Raw genomic sequence first — 18685 nt, 5'->3', positions numbered from 1 at the left:
CACCATGAAGAAAAAGACCCTATCAATCCTTTCCCTTTGCATCGCCCTCTTTGCCGCATTTGCCCTTGTCGGCTGCGACGGGAGCGCATCGGGCGGGGGCGGCAGCGCCGCCAAGAGCGAAAGCAAGGAAAAAGCCCCCGTTGCCAAGAAGACCGACTTTATCTGGTTTAAGGTCGAGATGCCCGAGGGCGTCGGCGTAAGCGACTCCGCCGGCAAGAATGCAGATAGGATTCAGCTCACCTTCCCCGAAGATGAGAACGCCTCGGGCGATCGCTTTATCCCCGTTTGGAAAAAAGCGCTGACAGCTGAGGAGTCCCACGCCGACCAGGCAGAAAAGAAGGGGAATACGTTCCAGTGGAAGGATGGCGGATCCGTCGAGTATAACGGCAGGACATGGCTCGTCGGAACGTACGAGGACAACAGTGGCATCTCAACACTCCTCTTTACCGACGTTGAACCGGGAAGCGTCTACGTCCTTATCTCAAACTTCGAACTGCACAAGAAAGAAGCCGAGGCACTCCTCAACTCCATCGAGTTCCCCGATGACATGGCGGAGGCGGTTTCCGAGGCACGCGAAGTCGAGATTTCGAGCATCGAGATCAAGCATTAGGGGCTCGCACGCAGCATCGCATGCGCAGTCATTACATGATCGGACGCCCAGCCGGGGGAGGATCGGATCAGCCGGTCCTCCCCTACTTATATCGCGACATATTGCCACTTGTCGGCGCAAATCCGGCCCCAAGAATGGGATATGTGGCCCACCCGAACGAGCCGCTCGCGCGTACAGTAAAGACAGGTAATCCATGGGCGGTTACAGACCGAGGAGGACACGACCATGAAAAAGAAGGCCTTTGCGATTCTCACCCTCTGCATCAGTCTCTTTGCCGCAGTTGCCCTGGCAGGCTGTGGTGGAAGTGGCGGCGCTGCCGGCAGCGGTGGGGGCGGCGGCGCAGAAAAGCCGGCCGTGGATATGAGGACCGACTTCATCTGGTTTAAGGTCGAGGTCCCCGAGGGCGTCGAGATCACCGACGTCGCAGGCGATACCGCCGACAGGGCCCAGTTTAAGTTCACCGAGAGCGAGCACGCCAGCGACCGCTTCATCCCTGTCTTCGACTCTGACAAGAACGCCGACGAGCTGTTCGACTACGAGGCAAAGTGGAAGACCAACTTTGAGTGGACCGAGAATGACCCCGTCAAGTACAACGGTAAGACTTGGCGCAACGCTTCCTATACACACTCGGGCGGCGTGACGACTGAGTACTTCACCGAAGCAGGCGGCGGCAGCGTCTACGTGAGCATCGACAACGTCGAGGAGCACAAGGACGCCGTCGAGACTATGATGAAGTCTCTGGAATTTGCCGACGACATCGCCAAGGCAAAGACCGAGGCCATGGACGTCAAGCTCGAGGATATCGAGATCAAGCGCTAAAGCTCCAACGGCATGCAGCAGCGCCGTTTTAGCTCAGCCGGGATGCAAGGTGCGACTCCTTGCATCCCGGCTTTTTGTGTTCGAAAGCGCCCGGTCACATCACCATGTTCAACGCATTCACAAACTCCTGAGCTTGGAAGCGGCTGCTCAGGCTAAAGACACAAGCAGTCAACAACCTGTTGCGCAGGAAAACGTCGCGGCCCTTGACCCTGTTGACCCCCGTGATGTCCTTAAGATAGACAATCTCGGTGTGCTTGCCGCCGAGAACGCCCTTCTTAAGCACCTCAAGGCGATTCGGGTAGATCTTAACGTCTTTAAACCTACCCGAACCTTTGTCCTGGAATAGCAGCGTATTGTTGTCCATGCGCGTCACTCCCGTGGGGCTCGCTAAAACTGTCTCTATGGTCACATTTTTAGTCACCGCAAACCCTTTTCGCGGTCGCGCACGGAGCACCAAATCGTGTCCGCACGAGCAAATAAACTAATACCGCAAGGACTATAAGCCGTTATCCAAGGATGGTGAAATAAAACAAGGGATTAGCAATGGCTAAGATTTAAGTCTAAAACCCTTAGTAAGTGCTAATATATAGTTATTGAAAGAGGCTGAGATGCAGAGACGCGAATTAATCCGTATCCTCGAAGAAGCCGGCTTCATCTCGAAAGGAGGCACCAATCACGAGAAGTTCGTCAAAGGCGACAAGCTCGTGCTCGTGAAACGCCATCGAGAGATCGAGGAGCAAATTGCCAAAAGAATCCTAAGGCAGGCAGGGCTTCGATAGCTCATCCTCATCACATTTCGCATCGCTTTTTAAAGGAGGTCTTACATGGTTTACATATGGGAATTCGAGTTCTTTGATTCGGACGGCGTTGTCGACGCTGTGCCATGTGGCTCGCTGGGCGGAGGTGGAACGTTCGGATCCGACCTAAACGACGCTGTCGAAAGCGCCGCTGATTTTCTCGCATGCATGGTCGATGACCACCTAATGGGCGGCGTTGACCTGCCTGCGCCGGACTTTGGCCACGAGCCGCAGCACGGTGGCAAGATTATTGCCGTGGCCGTCAGTCGCGAACTCAACGATATCCCCGCCGTCACCGCAGCGGATGCCGCGCGCATGCTTGGCGTTAGCTCGGCAAGAGTATCGCAACTGATAAATGCTGGACTGTTGGATTCATGGAAGGATGGCACCAAGCGCATGGTGTCCAAAGCTTCCATCGAGGCACGACTCGCCGACGCTCCAAAGGCAGGACGCCCAAAAGAAATGCCTGTTGCCGTGTAAAGAGACGTCTAGGCATACCATTTTGGCATATTGACTATTGAGTTCTCTCGATTCGCGACGCACTGCGTCGCGAATCGAACTGAACATATTGCCGCAGGTAGCCGCGCATCCTCAATCCAAAGTACGAGAGGCGTTTCCCATGACAGACAGACCGAAGACAACGCTACGCGACTGTATTTACGGGCTTGCCGTCGGCGACGCGTTGGGCGTTCCCTACGAGTTCAGGCCCCGCGGCACGTTCGAATGCACGGACATGATCGGCTACGGCACGCATGGGCAGCCCGCCGGCACTTGGAGCGACGACACATCTATGACGCTTGCCGCCTGCGACTCGATTAGGGAGCTCGGGCATATCGACACCGCAGACATGCGCGACAAGTTCGTAAGCTGGATTGCCCGTGGCGAGTATACGATTGACGGCGTTTTCGATTACGGTGGTACGACCGCCTGCGCCTTGCACACCGGCAAAGGTGGCTCCGGCGAGCGCGACAATGGCAACGGATCGCTCATGCGCATCGCTCCCCTGGCGTTCACCGATGCGACGGACGAAGAGGTCAGAAAGGTCTCCGCGATTACGCACGCCCACAGAACGTCAACCGACGCATGCATCATATATGTCGAGCTGATGAGGGATGTGATGAACGACGTGCTCCCCTCGTGGGCACTCCATCTGAAAGGCGTGCCCGAGCACGAAATCAGGTCCGGCGGCTTCGTGCGCGACACGCTTAAGGCAGCCACTTGGTGCTTCGTCAACACTAACAGCTACGAAGATTGCGTGCTTGCCGCCGTCAACCTGGGCGACGACACCGACACCACCGCAGCCGTCGCCGGCGCCCTCGCCGGCACGGCCTACGGTCTCAAAGCCATCCCACAGGAGTGGGTCGACGCCCTACGCGGAAAAGAGCTGATTGAGAGCTGCCTGTTTTAGGGCGCCATTCAAGAAATAAGGCAGGAGGCGTCATGGAGAGGAAGATCGCAAATATAGACGAGTTCCAAGTGGACGAAAACGGGATTCCGCTATTTCCAGCAGGACTGAAGGAAGAAGCCAACCTCTATGTCCTCCCCGACGAGCGTTACCTCCCCTGCGGGGTCTACAGGACCGAAGATGGCGGCTCACTCATTTATGAGACATCCCGGCTCAGCTTCTTCGGGCAGATGCTTGCTCAATTCACAGAGAGCTAGAGGCTTGATTGCCCGTTAGATCGACACTGTTCCAAACCATGGGATGGGCAGGATGTCCCCCACCGCGGCCTGTGAGGTGAAATCTTGACCGCCGCGGAATCCGCCTGCGGGCAACGCTCCGATCTCCGATTGGGGTGAAGCCTATGAACTTGTTTCTTGAAATCCTGCGCCTCTCGATGTATGTGACCGGCATTGCCCGGAACCTCTACTCGATCTGGTGGGAATATAAGCAGTAACGGATAGCGAAGGGAGTCATGAAAAGGGCCGGTTGCAGCCGGCCCTTTAGACATTAGCACCTGCGTTGCCCGCGTCTCCGAAGTTTGAGTAGCTGAGGAGCGGGTTCCGCGGCACATCCTGATTTTACCCAGTGAGACGGCTCCTTTGCAGTCGCTCCACCGTTTATTTACATCTGCCATCACGGGCGGGGTGTTGCGCACTCTCGCGAGCCAACCGGCACCACTCCCCTACTTACCAAAGATCGCAGCGAACAAGCCCTTGCGTTTGGGCTTCTCCTCTCGGTAAGAGCCCTCGGCAGCTGCCGCCACCTGACGCGGTTGCTCGCCGCCTCCGCGGCGTACGATCTGGTATAGGAACGGCGATTTAACGTATTTGACCTCGATGGGCGTGGCGTGCACGGTACTCTCACCGGACAGATGCAGGCTCGGGTTGAGCGGTGCGACAATATGCGTCTCGCGCTTGTCGCTAAACACCACCGCCGCCGTACGACCCGTCTGGCCGTTCACGGCGATGCGCACCTGCTCGTCGTCGCGGCTGTCCGTCGCCGGGCGATCGACAAAGTAGACCGGCACCATAATCAGGCCGTCCTTGTGCTTGCGGGTCTTGCGCGCCCAGGCACGGATGCTCTTTTTATTGAGGTCCAAGAACGCCTCGGCATCGTTGCCGGCAATGTCGAGCGCCAGCTTGTCAATGACCACCTGGTCCTTGGTGGACGCATCGACGGAGACAATCCGGAAGTCGCCTTCTTGCATGGCCGGGTCAAACGGCCCAACCTTGGCAAAGTCCCACGGCTCCAGAATGCCCATAAGGCGAACGTCCAGGTAGTTTGCCCTGGGATATGCCCAGTCGAGCACCTCGTAGTACACCAGGGTTTCCTTGTTCAGGCCCTTGCCCGGGAAGGACGCCATCATGCGAAGATCCGCAAGTGCCATGGGGAAGTAGAAGAGCATCATATCGTTTTGGATCGCATCTTCCACATCGTGGCCGGCAAAGGCATCTGGGTATTGGCGTACCAGCTCAAGCGCATTGGCACGCGCCTGCTGCGGCGTTATCTCGCAGGGAATACCCTGCTCGGGCACATATTCCGCACCAACGCCCATGGTCAGACGCTTGCTAAACGTCCCCGGCTTGAGCAGGTCAGCGACACCGATTTTATTGCCGCACGAAGGGCACTCGAACACGCGCTGGGTTGACTCACCCTCAAAGGACGCTCCGCAGAAGGGGCAAGGAATACTCACATGCGTGGCATCTTGGAACTCCTGCGCCGTGCCGCGATCCTCCCACAGCAGATGTTCCAGGACCGACTGATTGCGCCAGTGCGAATTAAAGAAATACCAGTCCGGGTCCTCCGGGCGCTCGAGCTGCGAGACGTGCGTGAGCTTAAGCAGCCCATCGACAACCGTCAGCGGCGCATGGCGAATGCCCAAGGCGCTTTTGGGCTCTCCCGCATCGGCCTGCCACGGAATGACCGCACCGCAATAGGCGCACTCAAAGCTGCGCTTAGCCTGGTGTGAGTACATGGGGCCGCCGCAGTTTTGGCATTTAATAGCAAACATCTCATCCATGGAAACGTCCTCCTTTGCACAGGGGCTGTCGACATTAAGTATGTCGAGTAAACAGTCACATGCCCATACCCATGTGGCCCAAAATGGACCACCCAGGCAGACGAGAAGACTCGCTCGTTAGCACCGGCAGACTATTGCTGCATTTTCTGATCATCGGTGCACGGCGCCCCCGCGCGAGCTACACTATCCCCTTAAACATGATTGTGAGGACGATCGCCATGCTATTTGTTCATCGACTGGTACATAAACTTGTTCCCGGCAGCGAGGGCGAGCCGGTCGATGCTGGCACCCGCACCAACGCGGGCTTTGCCGCAAGCCTCATCTGCATTGGCCTCAACATCACCCTGTGCCTGGCCAAGGGCATCGCGGGCCTGCTCGCCGGTTCCGTCTCCCTCATCGCCGACGCTTTCAACAACCTCTCCGATGCCTCGAGCAACATCGTGAGCCTGTTTGGGTTCCGCCTTGCCAGCCGCCCGGCAGACGAAGGCCACCCCTATGGCCACGGCCGCTATGAGTACCTAGCCGGCCTATTCGTAGCCGTCCTGGTTTGCGCCGTCGGCATCAACCTGATCCTCGAGTCGGTCACTAAGATCATCAAGCCTTCCCCCACCGCATATTCGGTGCTCTCCTTAGCCGCCCTCGTCTTGTCCATGCTCGTTAAGCTCTGGATGGCCGCGTTCAACCGCGCACTGGGCAACCGAATCGATTCCGAGACGCTCATCGCCACAGCACAGGACTCCAAAAACGATGTCATCACCTCGGGCGCGGTCTTGACGGCAGCACTTATTTCGCAAACGACCGGCTTTGACCTCGATGGCTGGGCAGGCCTGGGCGTGGGCATCTTCATCTGCATCAGCGGCATGGGCCTCGTGCGCAACGCCATCAGTCCACTGTTGGGACAGGCACCCAGCCCTAAGCTTGTTCAAGCGATTCGCAACAAGATCATGTCGTATCCGCAGGTCCTGGGCACGCACGACCTCATGGTGCACGACTACGGTCCCGGCCGCCAGTTTGCCAGCGCCCACGTGGAGATGCCCGGCGAGGGCGACGCGTTTGAGCACCACGAGATCCTGGACACCATCGAGCACGACATCAAGCGCCAGATGGGCATCGACATCACGCTGCACTGCGACCCCATCGCCACCACAGGCGACGACCTGCGCGGCTGGGTCAAGCGCGGCGTCATGCAGATCGATCCCGCGCTCTCCATCCACGACCTGCACGAGCACGACGGGTTCGTTTCGTTTGACCTGGTGCGTCCCGACGGCTTTGACATATCCGACGAGGAGCTGCTGGAGCTCGTCACGCGCATCGTGCACGAGCGCCGGCCCGATGTCTCGTGCGTCGTCACATTTGACTCGGGCTTTAGCTCGCCCGAGCGTCCGGCAGAGCAGCTGTAACCGACAGCAAAACGGGACGTAGGACCGCCGACCAACGCGCCTACGCGCCGGTCGCGCGATCCTGCGCCCCGTTTTTGTTTGCACTGCTCAGGCTCTAGCTGCTCGACCGCTAGTTCCCCTGCGCACCCGAAATGCCGTTTTGCAGGGCATCCCAGGCGTTCGTTGCCATATCGCCCAGGTTCTGCGCGGTATCGCCGAGGTTCTGAGCCGTGTCGCCCAATTGCTGGGCCTTATCTCCCAGCTCCTGCGCCTTGTTGCTCAGGTCCTCCAGCATGTTGGAGCTCGAGCTGTCGGTGCCGCTTTGGCCGTCGAACGAGTTGCCCGAGCTGTTCTTATGCGTGAGTTGAATTTCAAGGTTACCGTTGTCGTTATAGTAGGCAGAAGTAACGACCCAGTTGGCATCGACGACGGGCGTTGAGCCATCATCAGTCAGAACCACGGCGTTCGAAAGATCGGCCCCGCGCGACTTGAGGAGCTTCTTGGCGTTGGACCAGTACTGACCCGGGATATCGCTCAGGTCGACGGTGCCGGACTGGGTAGTCTCGGCCTGCTCGGCCGTGGTATCAGTCGTGGCGCCCCGCTTGTTGAGCACGCCCGACACGATGGCGAACACAACCGACAGGGCAAAGAAGATCGCCAGCACGATCAGGATTTTCTTGATCACGCTCGACGAACGCGACGGCTCCTTCTCCTCGTCCTCGCCATATTGCGGAATCGACTTGGGGTACTCGCGATACGGCTCCCGCGACTCGTAGCGAGGCTGCGCCGTGCGAGGCATATACGTCGTCTGCTGAGGCTGCGAAATGGGATTCTGCGGCAGGTCATCATAGGGATTCGGCGTCGAGGCGGCATAAGAATCCTGCGGCGCGTAATCAAACGGGTCCGGAGCTGCGTTGCCATAGGGGCCATGCGAAGATGCAGCGTAAGAATCCTGCGCCGTGTCGCCATAGTCCATAACCCGGGTGGGCTCGGCAGAAGGCTGCGTCGCGGCGGGGTCGGTATAGCCGGGGTTGGGAACAACGCGGGTCGCATCGGCGCTATCGCCAGCCTGCGCGGAACCGTAGCCGCCCATCACGGTTGTCTTGTCCTGATCCATGCAACGATTCCTTTCCGTCGCCTGTAAGCATCAAGTTATCCATGCATTCTACCCGCGCAAAAGCCTATGATGGGCAGAGCCCGTCGGTATCTACAAGACAAGCGCGGCCAGAAACAAAAGCCCCGCCGGGCCTTGGTAGGCGCGGCGGGGCGGGCAAGCGGCTATGAGCAGCAGGCTTAGAACAGGCCGGTGATGTTGCCGTCGTTGTCGACGTCGATGTTCTCGGCCGCGGGAACCTTGGGCAGACCCGGCATGGTCAGAACGCTGCCGGTCAGCGCGACCACAAAGTGGGCACCGGCGGAAACCTTGAGCTCGCGCACCGTGATGCGGAAGCCCTCAGGAGCGCCCAGCGCCTTGGCGTTGTCGCTAAAGCTGTACTGGGTCTTGGCAACGCACACCGGCAGGTTGCCAAAGCCGTTCTCGCGCAGCTCGGCGAGCTGGCGCTTGGCAGCCGGCGTAAAGTCGACGCCATCGGCGCGGTAGACCTTAGTGGCGACAGCCTCCAGGGCGTCGGCCACATCGGCACCGTCCTCGTAGGCAAACTTGAGCTCGCTCGGCTGCTCAATCAGGCGCATGACCTCATCGGCCAGATCGAGCGCGCCCTCGCCGCCCTTGGCCCAAACTTCGGACAGCTTCACGTTGACACCCAGCTTCTGGCACTCGGACTCGATGAGCGCAAGCTCGGCCTCGGTGTCCGTCGGGAAGCGGTTGATGGCGACCACACAGGGCAGACCGTAGACGTTCTGGATGTTGTTGACGTGGCGCAGCAGGTTGGGCATGCCGGCCTTGAGGGCCTCGAGGTTCTCCTCGTTGAGGTCGGCCTTGGCAACACCGCCGTTGTACTTAAGGGCGCGAGCAGTCGCGACGACCACGACGGCGTTGGGACGAACGCCCGTCATGCGGCACTTGATGTCCAGGAATTTCTCGGCACCCAGATCGGCACCAAAGCCGGCCTCGGTAATGGCGACATCGCCAAAACGCATAGCCATACGCGTGGCCATGATGGAGTTGCAGCCGTGGGCGATATTGGCGAAGGGACCGCCGTGGACAAACGCGGGCGTACCCTCGAGCGTCTGCACCAGATTGGGCTTGAGCGCATCCTTGAGCAGTGCGGCCATAGCTCCCTGGGCCTTAAGGTCGCGTGCGCGGACGGGCTCGCCGGCAAAGCTGTAGCCGACGACGATCTCGCCCAGGCGCTCCTTGAGGTCGCTGATGCTCGTAGACAGGCACAGAATTGCCATGACCTCTGAGGCGACGGTGATATCGAAGCCGTCCTCGCGCGGCACACCCTGGGCCTTACCGCCAATGCCGTCGATGACGTGGCGCAGCTGACGGTCGTTCATATCGACGACGCGCTTCCAAGTGATACGTTTAACATCGATACCGAGCTGATTGCCCTGCTGGATGTGGTTATCAAGCATGGCTGCCAGCAGGTTGTTGGCGGCACCGATGGCATGGAAGTCGCCGGTAAAGTGCAGGTTGATGTCCTCCATGGGGATGACCTGGGCCCAACCGCCACCGGCGGCACCGCCCTTCACGCCAAACACGGGACCGAGCGAAGGCTCGCGCAGGGCCACGGCGCTCTTGACGCCGCGACGACGCAGGCCGTCGGCCAGACCGATGGTCGTGGTGGTCTTGCCCTCGCCCGCAGGCGTTGGGTTGATAGCGGTCACGAGGACGAGCTTGGCCTGGTGATCAGTCGGCTCGTTGAGCAGTGAATAGTCGACCTTTGCCTTGTCGAAGCCGTACGGAATAAGGTGCTTAACGTCGACGCCGGCGTTCTTGGCCACCTCGGTAATAGGCAGCGGCGTGACAGAACGTGCGATTTCGATGTCAGTAGGCATGGGCGGTCCTTTCGTTACCGAATGAGAAAAAGACCAATTCAGCATAGCACGGGCGCGCAATAGTAAACACCCATAACCGATGAACGGCGATTTGTTTACCCGATGCCCAGCGATAGCCCAACAGCCCGCCATAACAAAGCGCCCTAAACGGTAGGTTCAATCCCCAGGTGCTCAAAGGTACGAAGCGTTGCCTGGCGGCCCTGGGGCGTGCGAATCATCAACCCGCACTGCAGCAGATAAGGCTCATAGACATCCTCGAGCGTGCCTGGGTCCTCGCCCACCGCGCTGGCAAGGGTCGTAAGACCCACGGCGCGACCGGAGAACGTCTTGGCGAGTGTCTCCAAAATGCGAATATCCATCCAGTCCAAGCCAAGCTCGTCGATCTCGAAAAACTCGAGCGCCTGACGGCAGATATCGAGCTCGATGGGGCCGTTGCCGCGCACCTGCGCGTAGTCGCGCACGCGCTTGAGCAGACGGTTGGCAAGACGCGGCGTACCACGCGAACGCGAGCCGATCTCGAGCGCGCTGGGATGGTCGATCGTCACACCTAGAATGGTCGCCGAGCGTGTCACGATCTGAGCGAGCTCCTCGACCGTGTAGTAGTCCAGGCGATATGAAATGCCAAAGCGGTCGCGCAACGGGCCGGTCAACATGCCTGAGCGGGTCGTTGCCGCTACCAGCGTAAACTTGGGGATATCCAGGCGAATCGAGCGCGCCGCCGGACCCTTGCCAATCACGATATCGAGGGCAAAGTCCTCCATCGCGGGGTACATGACCTCCTCGACCGAACGGTTGAGGCGGTGGATCTCGTCGATAAACAGCACATCACCCGGCTGCAAGTTAGTCAGGATGGCCGCCAGGTCGCCCGTGCGCGCGATGGCCGGACCGCTCGTCGTCTTAATCTGAGCGCCCAGCTCGTTGGCGATAACCGTAGCCAGCGTGGTCTTGCCCAGACCCGGAGGGCCCGAGAAGATCACGTGGTCGAGCGTCTCGCCGCGGCTCTGCGCGGCCTCAATCAGCACGCGAAGGCTCTGCTTGATATGCTCCTGACCGCAGTAGTCATCCAAGCGCTGGGGACGCAGGGTACGATCGACATCGAGGTCCTCGGGCGTCAGCTCCGAGCCCACCATGCGCTCACCGTGCGCCATGAATGCCGCCGGCGAGTTGCCGGGCGTCGCCCACAGGTCCTGAGAGTCATCGGCTTCCCACATCACGCATCCATTCCAAGTCGCTTAAGCGCCGCGCCGAGCAGATCCTCGACACGCATATTCTGCCCATCATACCCGCTCAGGGCAACATCGGTCTCCTGCGGGCTAAAGCCCATGGAGAGAAGCGCCGCGCGAGCGTCATCAATCGCCGAGGGAGCGGCGGCGGGCACCGGCATTGCGACCTGGCCGGGAATCACGTCGACCGGCACAAAGCCCTTGTCCTTGGCAAAGGTGCTCTTGAGCTCCAAGATGAGGCGCTGGGCGGTCTTTTTGCCCACGCCGGGCACCTTGGCCATGCCCTTGTCGTCCTCGGCCATCACCAGCGAATACAGCTGCCCCACGGTATAGGTGGAAAGCACGGCGAGCGCCAAGCGCGGGCCAACGCCCGAGACGGACACGAGCCGGTCGAACATCGTGCGCTCGTCCTTGGAGGAAAAACCGAAAAGTGTCATGGCGTCCTCGCGCACCTGCATACGCGTGTAGAGGCGGACCTCGCCGCCGGGCGTCGGCAACGTGGCCGCGGTGCTGCCCGAGATGCCGAGCTCAAAGCCCACACCCGACACATCGACGACAGCAGAGCTCATCGTGGCTTCGACAAGCGTTCCATGGAGCTGGGAAATCATCAGTATCCGGTTCCTCTCTGTTGATAGAACTCGCCACCGGTAAGCGCCCGGGTTCGGCTGAGGTTTACATGGCAGATGGCGCAGGCCAGGGCATCGGCGGCATGGTCGGGATGCGGGTCGTGGTCGAGCTGCGTGAGCGTGCGTACCATGTAGGCGACCTGCCGCTTGTCCGCGGCGCCGGTGCCCACCACAGCCTGTTTGATCTGCATGGGCGTGTACTCGCCAATCTCGAGCGCGCACTCCGAAAGCGCCACGAGCGCAGCACCGCGGGCATGCGCCGTGGGGATGGCCGAGCGGACGTTAGCGCCAAAGTAGATGCTCTCGATAGCAGCGGTATCGGGACGGTAGCGTTCGACGACATCCTTAAGATCGCGGGCGATATGCGACAGGCGCACCGCGAGCGGACTTCCAGCACTGGTCTCGATGCAGCCATAGGCACGGCAGCGAACCTCGCCACGCCGCTCCTCGATAATCCCCCAACCCGTATGGGCCAAACCGGGGTCGATACCCAAGATAACCAAGCCAGCCTCCCCTCGCCAAAAGCACGGCGCAAGGCAAGGCCTCGCGCATCATTCACGAACGTCTGTTCTAGAATAACACAACGGGGTCAAGATGCTTAGTTGAAGTATCGGGGTTGGGAGCGAATCCCATCCCCAGTTTAGTTCTGCGAGAAGAATGGGAACTGTCGGGGATCAACCGGCGGATGCGGCATCGGGCCACCCTGGGGACCACCTTGCGAGCCGCCCTGACCGCCCATCATCTTATCGATGGCGTCCTGAACCTCGCCCTCGAACTTCTTCATTCCCTCGTGCAAACGACGCTGACCGTCCTCAGAGCGCAGCTCCTCCATCTGCTCGGGCGAAATACCCAGTAGCTCGCCCAGTATGCCCATCATCTCGCCGCGCATACGCTCACTCGTATCCTCGTCAGCAAAACGGCGCACCTCGGCGCGTGCCAGCGAATCAACCGTCATACGCTCCTTGCCGTTAAGCCCCAGGTCGGACCACGCGAGCATGTACGGCCACGAGCGCTCGGCAAACGAGCGGGACGAGACGATCGGTGCCGTCGGCAACATGCGGCGGGCAGCCTCACCCTGTCGAACGAGCATCAGCAGCAGCGAGCAGGCCTCAGGCTTGCCAGCGGCCATCGGGATATCGTCGAAAGATCGATTGCGGTCCACGTGCGCCTCGAGCGCGCCATCGACCTCACCCGGCTCAAGCCCGCCGAGCAGCTGTGCCGCGCGGTCGAGCATATCGACCGGACCGTCAAGCGTCGAGAGCGCCTGCGCCAGCACTCGCTCCATACAATCTTCCACCGCGTTGAGCGTCACGAGCTCTTGGGGCACCACGGCAGACGTGCGGTTGCGCACACGCGTCACAAACTCAAGCGTCGACAGGTACACATCGCCAAAAGGCGCGTAATCGCCCTGATAGCCGCCGCAAAGCGCCGGCGCCGCCAGCGCGTACTCGGTCTTGGAAAGCGGGCTCAGCGCCATCGCACCCAGCTCGAGCGCCGTGTCCTCCAGCATGAGGCCCAGCGTGCGCGAGCGCAGACGCTCGGCATCGCCCGCCGACACGTCGCGATCGAGCACACGCGCCGCATCCGGCGCATCGCGCTCGACAGTGCGAATGTGCAGACGCTCGGCGATGGCGCGGACGGCGGCACAGCGGGCAGCCTCCACCTCCTCCTGCGCCGGCGTAAAAATACGGTTGCGCCCCAGCACCAGGCCAATCACATTACGCGGGCCCAGAGCGTCGACGGCCAGCGCCGCCAGCAGGGACGACGGCAAGTCACCCTCGAGTGCCAGCACAGCACGCGACGCACCGTGGGCTCGGGCGTTGTCGCGCACGGCGAGCACCAGCGCCTGCCACAGCCACTCCTCGGAACGGAACTCGGGCAGTTCGTGATCTTCCAGGGCATCGAGCATCACGCCGCGCTGAATCTCCTGAACCAGCAGGCTCTCCTCAAAACACGGCGCCTGGGCCACCACGCGACCGCAGTCGTCGAGCACAAACGAACCGCCGGTATACACCGACTCGTCATAGGCACCGACCGGCGCCATGCAGGCAAACCACACGCTGCGCTTGGATGCGATCTTGCGGTAGGCGCCGCTGCGAACGGCGGCAATGGCGGCAGTCTCGCGGTCGGTCATGTCAAACGCGTTGAATTGGAAATACGCAATGAGGTCGACGCCAGTCGGCAGCATCTCGAGTTCGCGGTCCAAGTCAAAAATCACGGCGATGCGCACGCCGTCCACGTCGAACACCGGCGGCGCCCAACGTGTATCGTTGTTCTCGCCACGCTGCAGGGCAATGCTCGAACGCGCCGGCACCACATGACCGTCCTTAAGCATCATGTAGTCGAGCAGCGGCTGGCCCTCAAACGAAACCGCCGCGGGCACGATGCAGATCATATCGAGCTCTTGGATACGCCCGGCAACACCGGTCAGACCCGTCAGCACGTCGTGCTCAAAGTCGGCAGCGCCCACCAGGCCGCCGGGCAGGGCTCCCATAAAGAGCGGAGCTGGCACGCACAGCACGCGCGCGCCGCGCTCATGAGCCAGGCGCGCCTGGTCCTCGATGCGACCGCAAATGCCCTCAATATCACCCAGGCGCATATCGATCTGTGCAAGTGCGAGCTTCATGGCTCAGCCCTTTCCGTCGTAAACCATCGTTGTCGTAGTAAAAGCGCCGGCCGCATGATGCAGTCGGCGCTCGCATGTGCATATGCTAGCTATGATACCCCGAGCGGGGGCGCGCTCCTAGAACGTCGCGGACCACAGCCCATGCAGGTTGCAATAGGCATAGACGGTACCGGTCTTGGAGCCGCCGGCAAAAAACGTCGCGGGCTTCATGCCGGGCTCAAGGTAATGGACCTCCAGGCGGCCTTCGGCCTCAAGGGCAATCCACTCGATGTAGTGCTCGGGCAGCATGGGGTGCTCCGTCGAGCCAACGCGTGCGCGAATCACGTGACCGTCACGCTCGGTCTCGACGACGGGCACGTGCTTCTCGTGCGCCGCGTCCTCGGTGTTCGCGGTCAGCTCCGTGCAGCCGGCAGGGGTTGCAACGTCGTTGCCGAGAGCGGCGATGAGCTTACCGTCGGGGTCCTTAAAGAATTTTGCCATGATGTTCTCCTTTGCTGATGTGCCAATATTCCTGATGGTTCTTATGCCCAAATGCAGACAAACCATCCACGGCATAGCAAATGAACACATAACGGATCAGGCAAGCGGTCGGGCCAAAATGCGTCGACCGTCCTGCCCACTCCAGCAGTCCCACCCCGCGCGCAGCTAGCGCCCGTCGCCGCCGAGCAGTGTCAGAACATCTTCGCGGGTAAACAGCGCCGACGAGATGCCGTCGCCGCCGAGCACGCTGTTGACCAGATCGCGCTTGGACTCCTGCATCTGCATAATGCGTTCCTCGATCGTGTCCTTGGCGATGAGCTTGTACACGGTCACGGTGTGTTGCTGGCCAATACGATGCGCGCGGTCGGTCGCCTGATCCTGTGCGGCCACGTTCCACCACGGGTCGTAGTGAATGACCACGTCGGCCGCCGTCAGGTTAAGGCCCACGCCGCCCGCCTTGAGCGAAATCAAAAAGACCGGAACCTCGCCCGCTTGGAACTGTGCGACCATCTTGGCGCGGCTCTCCTTAGACGAAGCGCCCGTGAGCTTAAGGAAAGCGATGTCCTCCTTGGCCAAGCGCTTACCGATGATATCGAGCATGCCCGTAAACTGGCTGAACAACAGGATGCGATGCCCGCCGTCGAGGGCGCCGTACACGAGCTCCATGCACGTATCGAGTTTGGCGCTCCCCGCCTTGTAATCCTCGTAGTGTAGACGCGGGTCGCAGCAGATCTGGCGCAGCTTGGTAAGCTCGGCGAGCACCTTGAGCTTGTCTTTCTTAAACTCGGATGCTTCGCGATGCTGCACCTGCTGGGCGATGCGGTCCTGGTTGGCCAGGTAGAGCTTGCGCTGCTCGCCGGTGAGCTGCGCCATGACCGTATCCTCGATCTTCTCGGGCAGGTCGGCCACCACGTCTTCCTTTACGCGACGCAGCACAAACGGCGATACGAGCGCCTGCAGGCGGGCGGCGCTGTCGCCCTCGGCATGCTCGACGGGACTCTCAAAGCGCTTGGCAAACGACTCGCGCGTGCCCAGCAGGCCCGGCATCAAAAAGTCGAAGATGCTCCAGAGCTCGGATAGGCGATTTTCGATGGGCGTGCCCGTCAGGGCAAAGCGCACGCCGGCCGGCAGGCGCTTTGCGGCGCGTGCCACCTGGGTGAGCGGGTTTTTAATGTACTGGGCCTCGTCGAGCACCACGCGGGCAAAATCCTGCCCGGCGTACTCGTCGATATCGCGGCGCATAAGGTCATACGACGTCACGACCACGTTATGCTCTGCCACGCCGGCAATCTGCACGCGGCGCTGCGCCTTGGCGCCCACGATGGCGCACACATCGAGCGAGGGCGCAAAGCGCTCCAGCTCGGCAGTCCAGTTGTACACGAGTGAGGCCGGGCATACCACGAGCGTGGGCTTGGTGTCCCCCGCCTCCACGCGCGCCAGGATATGCGCGATCATCTGGAGCGTTTTGCCCAGGCCCATGTCGTCGGCCAAGATGCCGCCGAGGCCCAGGTGTTCGAGCGAGCCGAGCCACTGATAGCCGTCGACCTGATAGCCGCGCAGCGTGGCCTTGAGCGAGGCGGGCACCGTAAAGTCCATCTTGCCGAGCGTGTCCAGGCGCTCGACGGTACGACGGAACGCGGCGTCGCGATCGGCCTCGAGCGCCGGCGTGTGCGCAAGCATGCTATCGACAAACAGGGTACTCGACGCGGGAAGCGACACACCGTCGAGCAGGTCGACAGCATCGACACCCAGGTCCTCGGCGAGGCCATACGCGGCTCGGGCTCCCTCGTCCAGGCGAATGATGTCGCCGGACGTAAGGCGCGCAAACGTTTGATGACGCTTGTACGAATCGAGATAGACGGCAAGGTCTGCCGCCGAAAGCCCGCTCGCGCCCAACTCGACGTCGAGCAAGTTGCTCTTAACGGTGGCGCGCACCGAAAGTTTGGGTGCAGGGCGCACCGAGATCTGGCGCAGGCGGTCGCTGAGCATAACCTCGCCCAACTCGGACAGGGCAGACAGGCCCTCGGTCAGCAGGCAGAACAAGCTCTCGTCATCGCGCTCCTCAAACGCCAGGCCGCCCTCGTAGAAATCGAAGTACAGGGCCGCCGTGTCCATAACGCGAAACTCCGCCACCTCGTCGCGCGGCGGAACGCCCGGGCGGCGCTCTTCGAAGGGGCTGCCCGGAGCGCCCAGGCTAAAGAGATCTGCCGACCAGTCGCCGTAGGTAACCGTAATTATGCAGGTCACGAGCCCATCGTCGACGCCAATCTCAAAATGGAAGCTCGCCTCGGGTGCCACGGCATCAAGGGCGGCGGGAGCGGTCAGGTCGGTGTAGTCGCGCAAGATCGGCAGCGCCATGCGGCAGAACTCGCCCACCTGGTCGGCGGCGACATGGGCCGGCGTGCGGCAGGGCAACAAGCGCGACAGGAACGACGCCGCGTGTTGGGCAAACGCCGCGTCGGTACGGCGCGCGCGGCGTGTGTCGACCAGGTAGGCAACGTTGTCCGAGGCGAAGCAATACATATCGGCCGGCAGGCGCAGGTCATAGCTACCTCCCGCCGCCGGAGCAATCTTTGCGGCGAGGAGCGGTGGGCGGCAAGTCGGGGCTTCGTCTTCTCCCTGCGGCGACGGCTCGACCGCCACCTCGTAGGAGCGATGCGTCGTCGTCCCCCGCGACCAGGCAGGCTCAAAGGAAATGGTCCTACCGCGCAGCAGGTCCAGCACGGACACGATGGAATACTCGGATAGCGGCAACTGACGCTCGGTGACAAAACCGCTGCGGGCAAAGTCGTACGACGCCGAGCGCGAACTCGTGATGTCGCTCAGGTAGGCAACCGTCATCGTGACAAGGTCGAGCAACTTTGTCGACACGTCATCGAAGGCCTCGGGCACATGGGCAAACGTAAGCTTCTTGCCGTAAGAAAATGTGCCGCCGCGCACATAGGCATCGGCCATGCCGTCGATATCCTTAACCACATAGGACACCGAACCGCAGCGGATGCGAAACTCGAGCGCCCAGCTAAAGCGCTCGCCAAACAGCGGATTGTAGTACGGCACCAACGAGGGCTCCAGTACCGCTTTGGGAGCATCGGGATCAATGGCGCCGGCGAGCTTGCGACGCATGACCACGAGCTCGTCCATGCGCGCTTCCGACAGATCGGAGAGCGCCGCCATAAGGCTCGGGCTCGTGGGAACGGGCGCCGGGAAGGGAAAGTTAGGGTTGACCGCAGATGCGGTGGGCGCGGGGCGGGCGGACTGCTTGGATTGTGCGGGCGGTACCGTAGTCGTGCGAACCGGCGTGCGCAAGCCCTCGACGGGCTCGGCGCCACTGGCATCCAGATACGCCAACGCCGTGGCGATAGCGTGTTTGCACATGCCGGAATAGCGAAAGGCGGCCGGGCAATCGCAGTCGTAGTCGACAACCTCGTGCTCGTCCATGTCGAGCGCCACGTGCGTCTTGTACAGGTCGCCGCGCGAGCCGCGCACCGAGCCCTCGACCGTCACGTTTTTGGAGAAGCGCGAGCCGCTGTCCTCGATTGACAGCACGGCACCGTTGAGCATGAGCGAACGCCCCTTCATAAAGGTGCCGCTCAACGCCGCCTCTTTGCGAAGCGCCTGTACAAACGTCCCCTGTGCCATCGCTTCCTCCAATCCACACAGGGTAGCTAATTTGGGACGGGGCTATTTTAGCTACCCCCAT

General features: G+C 61.1%; 17 protein-coding genes. 7 read left to right on the top strand and 10 right to left on the bottom strand.

From position 1 onward, the window contains the following. Positions 1 to 4 precede the first annotated feature (4 nt). Together DXC90_RS01575 and DXC90_RS01570 are read left to right on the top strand one after the other, a co-directional pair. On the top strand, positions 5 to 610 hold the full coding sequence (locus tag DXC90_RS01575) for a hypothetical protein (RefSeq protein WP_117734457.1): 606 nt from the start codon (positions 5 to 7) through the stop codon (positions 608 to 610). A gap of 225 nt (positions 611 to 835) precedes the next feature. Then, entirely contained in the window at positions 836 to 1429 is a 594-nt protein-coding gene (locus DXC90_RS01570; protein WP_117734456.1) for a hypothetical protein, read from the top strand. 94 nt (positions 1430 to 1523) lie between these two features. On the opposite strand, the gene DXC90_RS01565 is transcribed toward DXC90_RS01570, so the two are convergent. After that, the gene (locus tag DXC90_RS01565) at positions 1524 to 1793 is read right to left on the bottom strand and encodes a hypothetical protein (protein ID WP_147326596.1); all 270 of its coding nucleotides are present in this window, start codon (positions 1791 to 1793) and stop codon (positions 1524 to 1526) included. A gap of 244 nt (positions 1794 to 2037) precedes the next feature. On the opposite strand from DXC90_RS01565, the gene DXC90_RS01560 reads away from it, so the two are divergent. The 4 genes from DXC90_RS01560 (at position 2038) to DXC90_RS01545 (ending at position 3888) form a co-directional block, all read left to right on the top strand. Then, the gene (locus DXC90_RS01560; RefSeq protein WP_117734454.1) at positions 2038 to 2208 is read left to right on the top strand and encodes a type II toxin-antitoxin system HicA family toxin; all 171 of its coding nucleotides are present in this window, start codon (positions 2038 to 2040) and stop codon (positions 2206 to 2208) included. A 45-nt stretch (positions 2209 to 2253) separates the two neighbouring features. Further along, on the top strand, positions 2254 to 2706 hold the full coding sequence (locus DXC90_RS01555; RefSeq protein ID WP_117734453.1) for a helix-turn-helix domain-containing protein: 453 nt from the start codon (positions 2254 to 2256) through the stop codon (positions 2704 to 2706). Positions 2707 to 2845: 139 nt separating this feature from the next. Beyond that, positions 2846 to 3634 carry an ADP-ribosylglycohydrolase family protein gene (locus tag DXC90_RS01550; protein WP_117734452.1) on the top strand — a complete coding sequence of 263 codons (789 nt, stop codon included), beginning with the start codon at positions 2846 to 2848 and terminating at the stop codon, positions 3632 to 3634. A gap of 32 nt (positions 3635 to 3666) precedes the next feature. Beyond that, a complete protein-coding gene (locus tag DXC90_RS01545) occupies positions 3667 to 3888 on the top strand; it encodes a hypothetical protein (RefSeq protein WP_117734451.1) in 222 nt (73 codons plus the stop codon). A gap of 464 nt (positions 3889 to 4352) precedes the next feature. Here the strand turns inward: DXC90_RS01545 and DXC90_RS01540 are convergent, their stop codons facing one another. Further along, positions 4353 to 5690, bottom strand: a complete 1338-nt coding sequence (locus DXC90_RS01540; protein ID WP_117734450.1) for a hypothetical protein — start codon at positions 5688 to 5690, stop codon at positions 4353 to 4355. Positions 5691 to 5908: 218 nt separating this feature from the next. Between DXC90_RS01540 and DXC90_RS01535 the strand changes: the two genes are divergently transcribed. Further along, on the top strand, positions 5909 to 7090 hold the full coding sequence (locus tag DXC90_RS01535) for a cation diffusion facilitator family transporter (RefSeq protein ID WP_117734449.1): 1182 nt from the start codon (positions 5909 to 5911) through the stop codon (positions 7088 to 7090). A 109-nt stretch (positions 7091 to 7199) separates the two neighbouring features. On the opposite strand, the gene DXC90_RS01530 is transcribed toward DXC90_RS01535, so the two are convergent. The 8 genes from DXC90_RS01530 to DXC90_RS01495 all read right to left on the bottom strand — a co-directional run bounded on the left by DXC90_RS01530 (position 7200) and on the right by DXC90_RS01495 (position 18624). Next, positions 7200 to 8186 carry a hypothetical protein gene (locus DXC90_RS01530; protein ID WP_117734448.1) on the bottom strand — a complete coding sequence of 329 codons (987 nt, stop codon included), beginning with the start codon at positions 8184 to 8186 and terminating at the stop codon, positions 7200 to 7202. Between the two features lie 176 nt (positions 8187 to 8362). Then, complete coding sequence (locus DXC90_RS01525) at positions 8363 to 10030, bottom strand: formate--tetrahydrofolate ligase (protein WP_117734447.1); 1668 nt, start codon at positions 10028 to 10030, stop codon at positions 8363 to 8365. Positions 10031 to 10173: 143 nt separating this feature from the next. Beyond that, entirely contained in the window at positions 10174 to 11241 is a 1068-nt protein-coding gene (gene ruvB, locus DXC90_RS01520; protein WP_117734446.1) for a Holliday junction branch migration DNA helicase RuvB, read from the bottom strand. Then, positions 11241 to 11861 (bottom strand): Holliday junction branch migration protein RuvA, encoded by a 621-nt coding sequence (gene ruvA, locus DXC90_RS01515; RefSeq protein ID WP_055310211.1) that lies wholly within the window; start codon positions 11859 to 11861, stop codon positions 11241 to 11243. Before ruvA ends, ruvB begins: the two co-directional genes overlap by 1 nt. Beyond that, positions 11861 to 12382: a crossover junction endodeoxyribonuclease RuvC gene (gene ruvC / locus DXC90_RS01510; RefSeq protein ID WP_055310210.1), complete on the bottom strand. Its 522-nt coding sequence runs from the start codon at positions 12380 to 12382 to the stop codon at positions 11861 to 11863. Before ruvC ends, ruvA begins: the two co-directional genes overlap by 1 nt. A gap of 137 nt (positions 12383 to 12519) precedes the next feature. Further along, positions 12520 to 14505 carry a hypothetical protein gene (locus tag DXC90_RS01505; protein ID WP_117734445.1) on the bottom strand — a complete coding sequence of 662 codons (1986 nt, stop codon included), beginning with the start codon at positions 14503 to 14505 and terminating at the stop codon, positions 12520 to 12522. A 117-nt stretch (positions 14506 to 14622) separates the two neighbouring features. Further along, a complete protein-coding gene (locus tag DXC90_RS01500) occupies positions 14623 to 14985 on the bottom strand; it encodes a desulfoferrodoxin family protein (protein ID WP_117734444.1) in 363 nt (120 codons plus the stop codon). A gap of 165 nt (positions 14986 to 15150) precedes the next feature. Beyond that, positions 15151 to 18624, bottom strand: a complete 3474-nt coding sequence (locus DXC90_RS01495) for an SNF2-related protein (protein ID WP_117734443.1) — start codon at positions 18622 to 18624, stop codon at positions 15151 to 15153. Positions 18625 to 18685: the final 61 nt, after the last annotated feature.

The organism is Collinsella sp. TF09-1AT (genome assembly GCF_003436895.1).
Classification (GTDB): domain Bacteria; phylum Actinomycetota; class Coriobacteriia; order Coriobacteriales; family Coriobacteriaceae; genus Collinsella.
The sequence above is the reverse complement of the archived record's forward strand: the minus strand, read 5'-3'. Positions and strand labels throughout refer to the sequence as shown.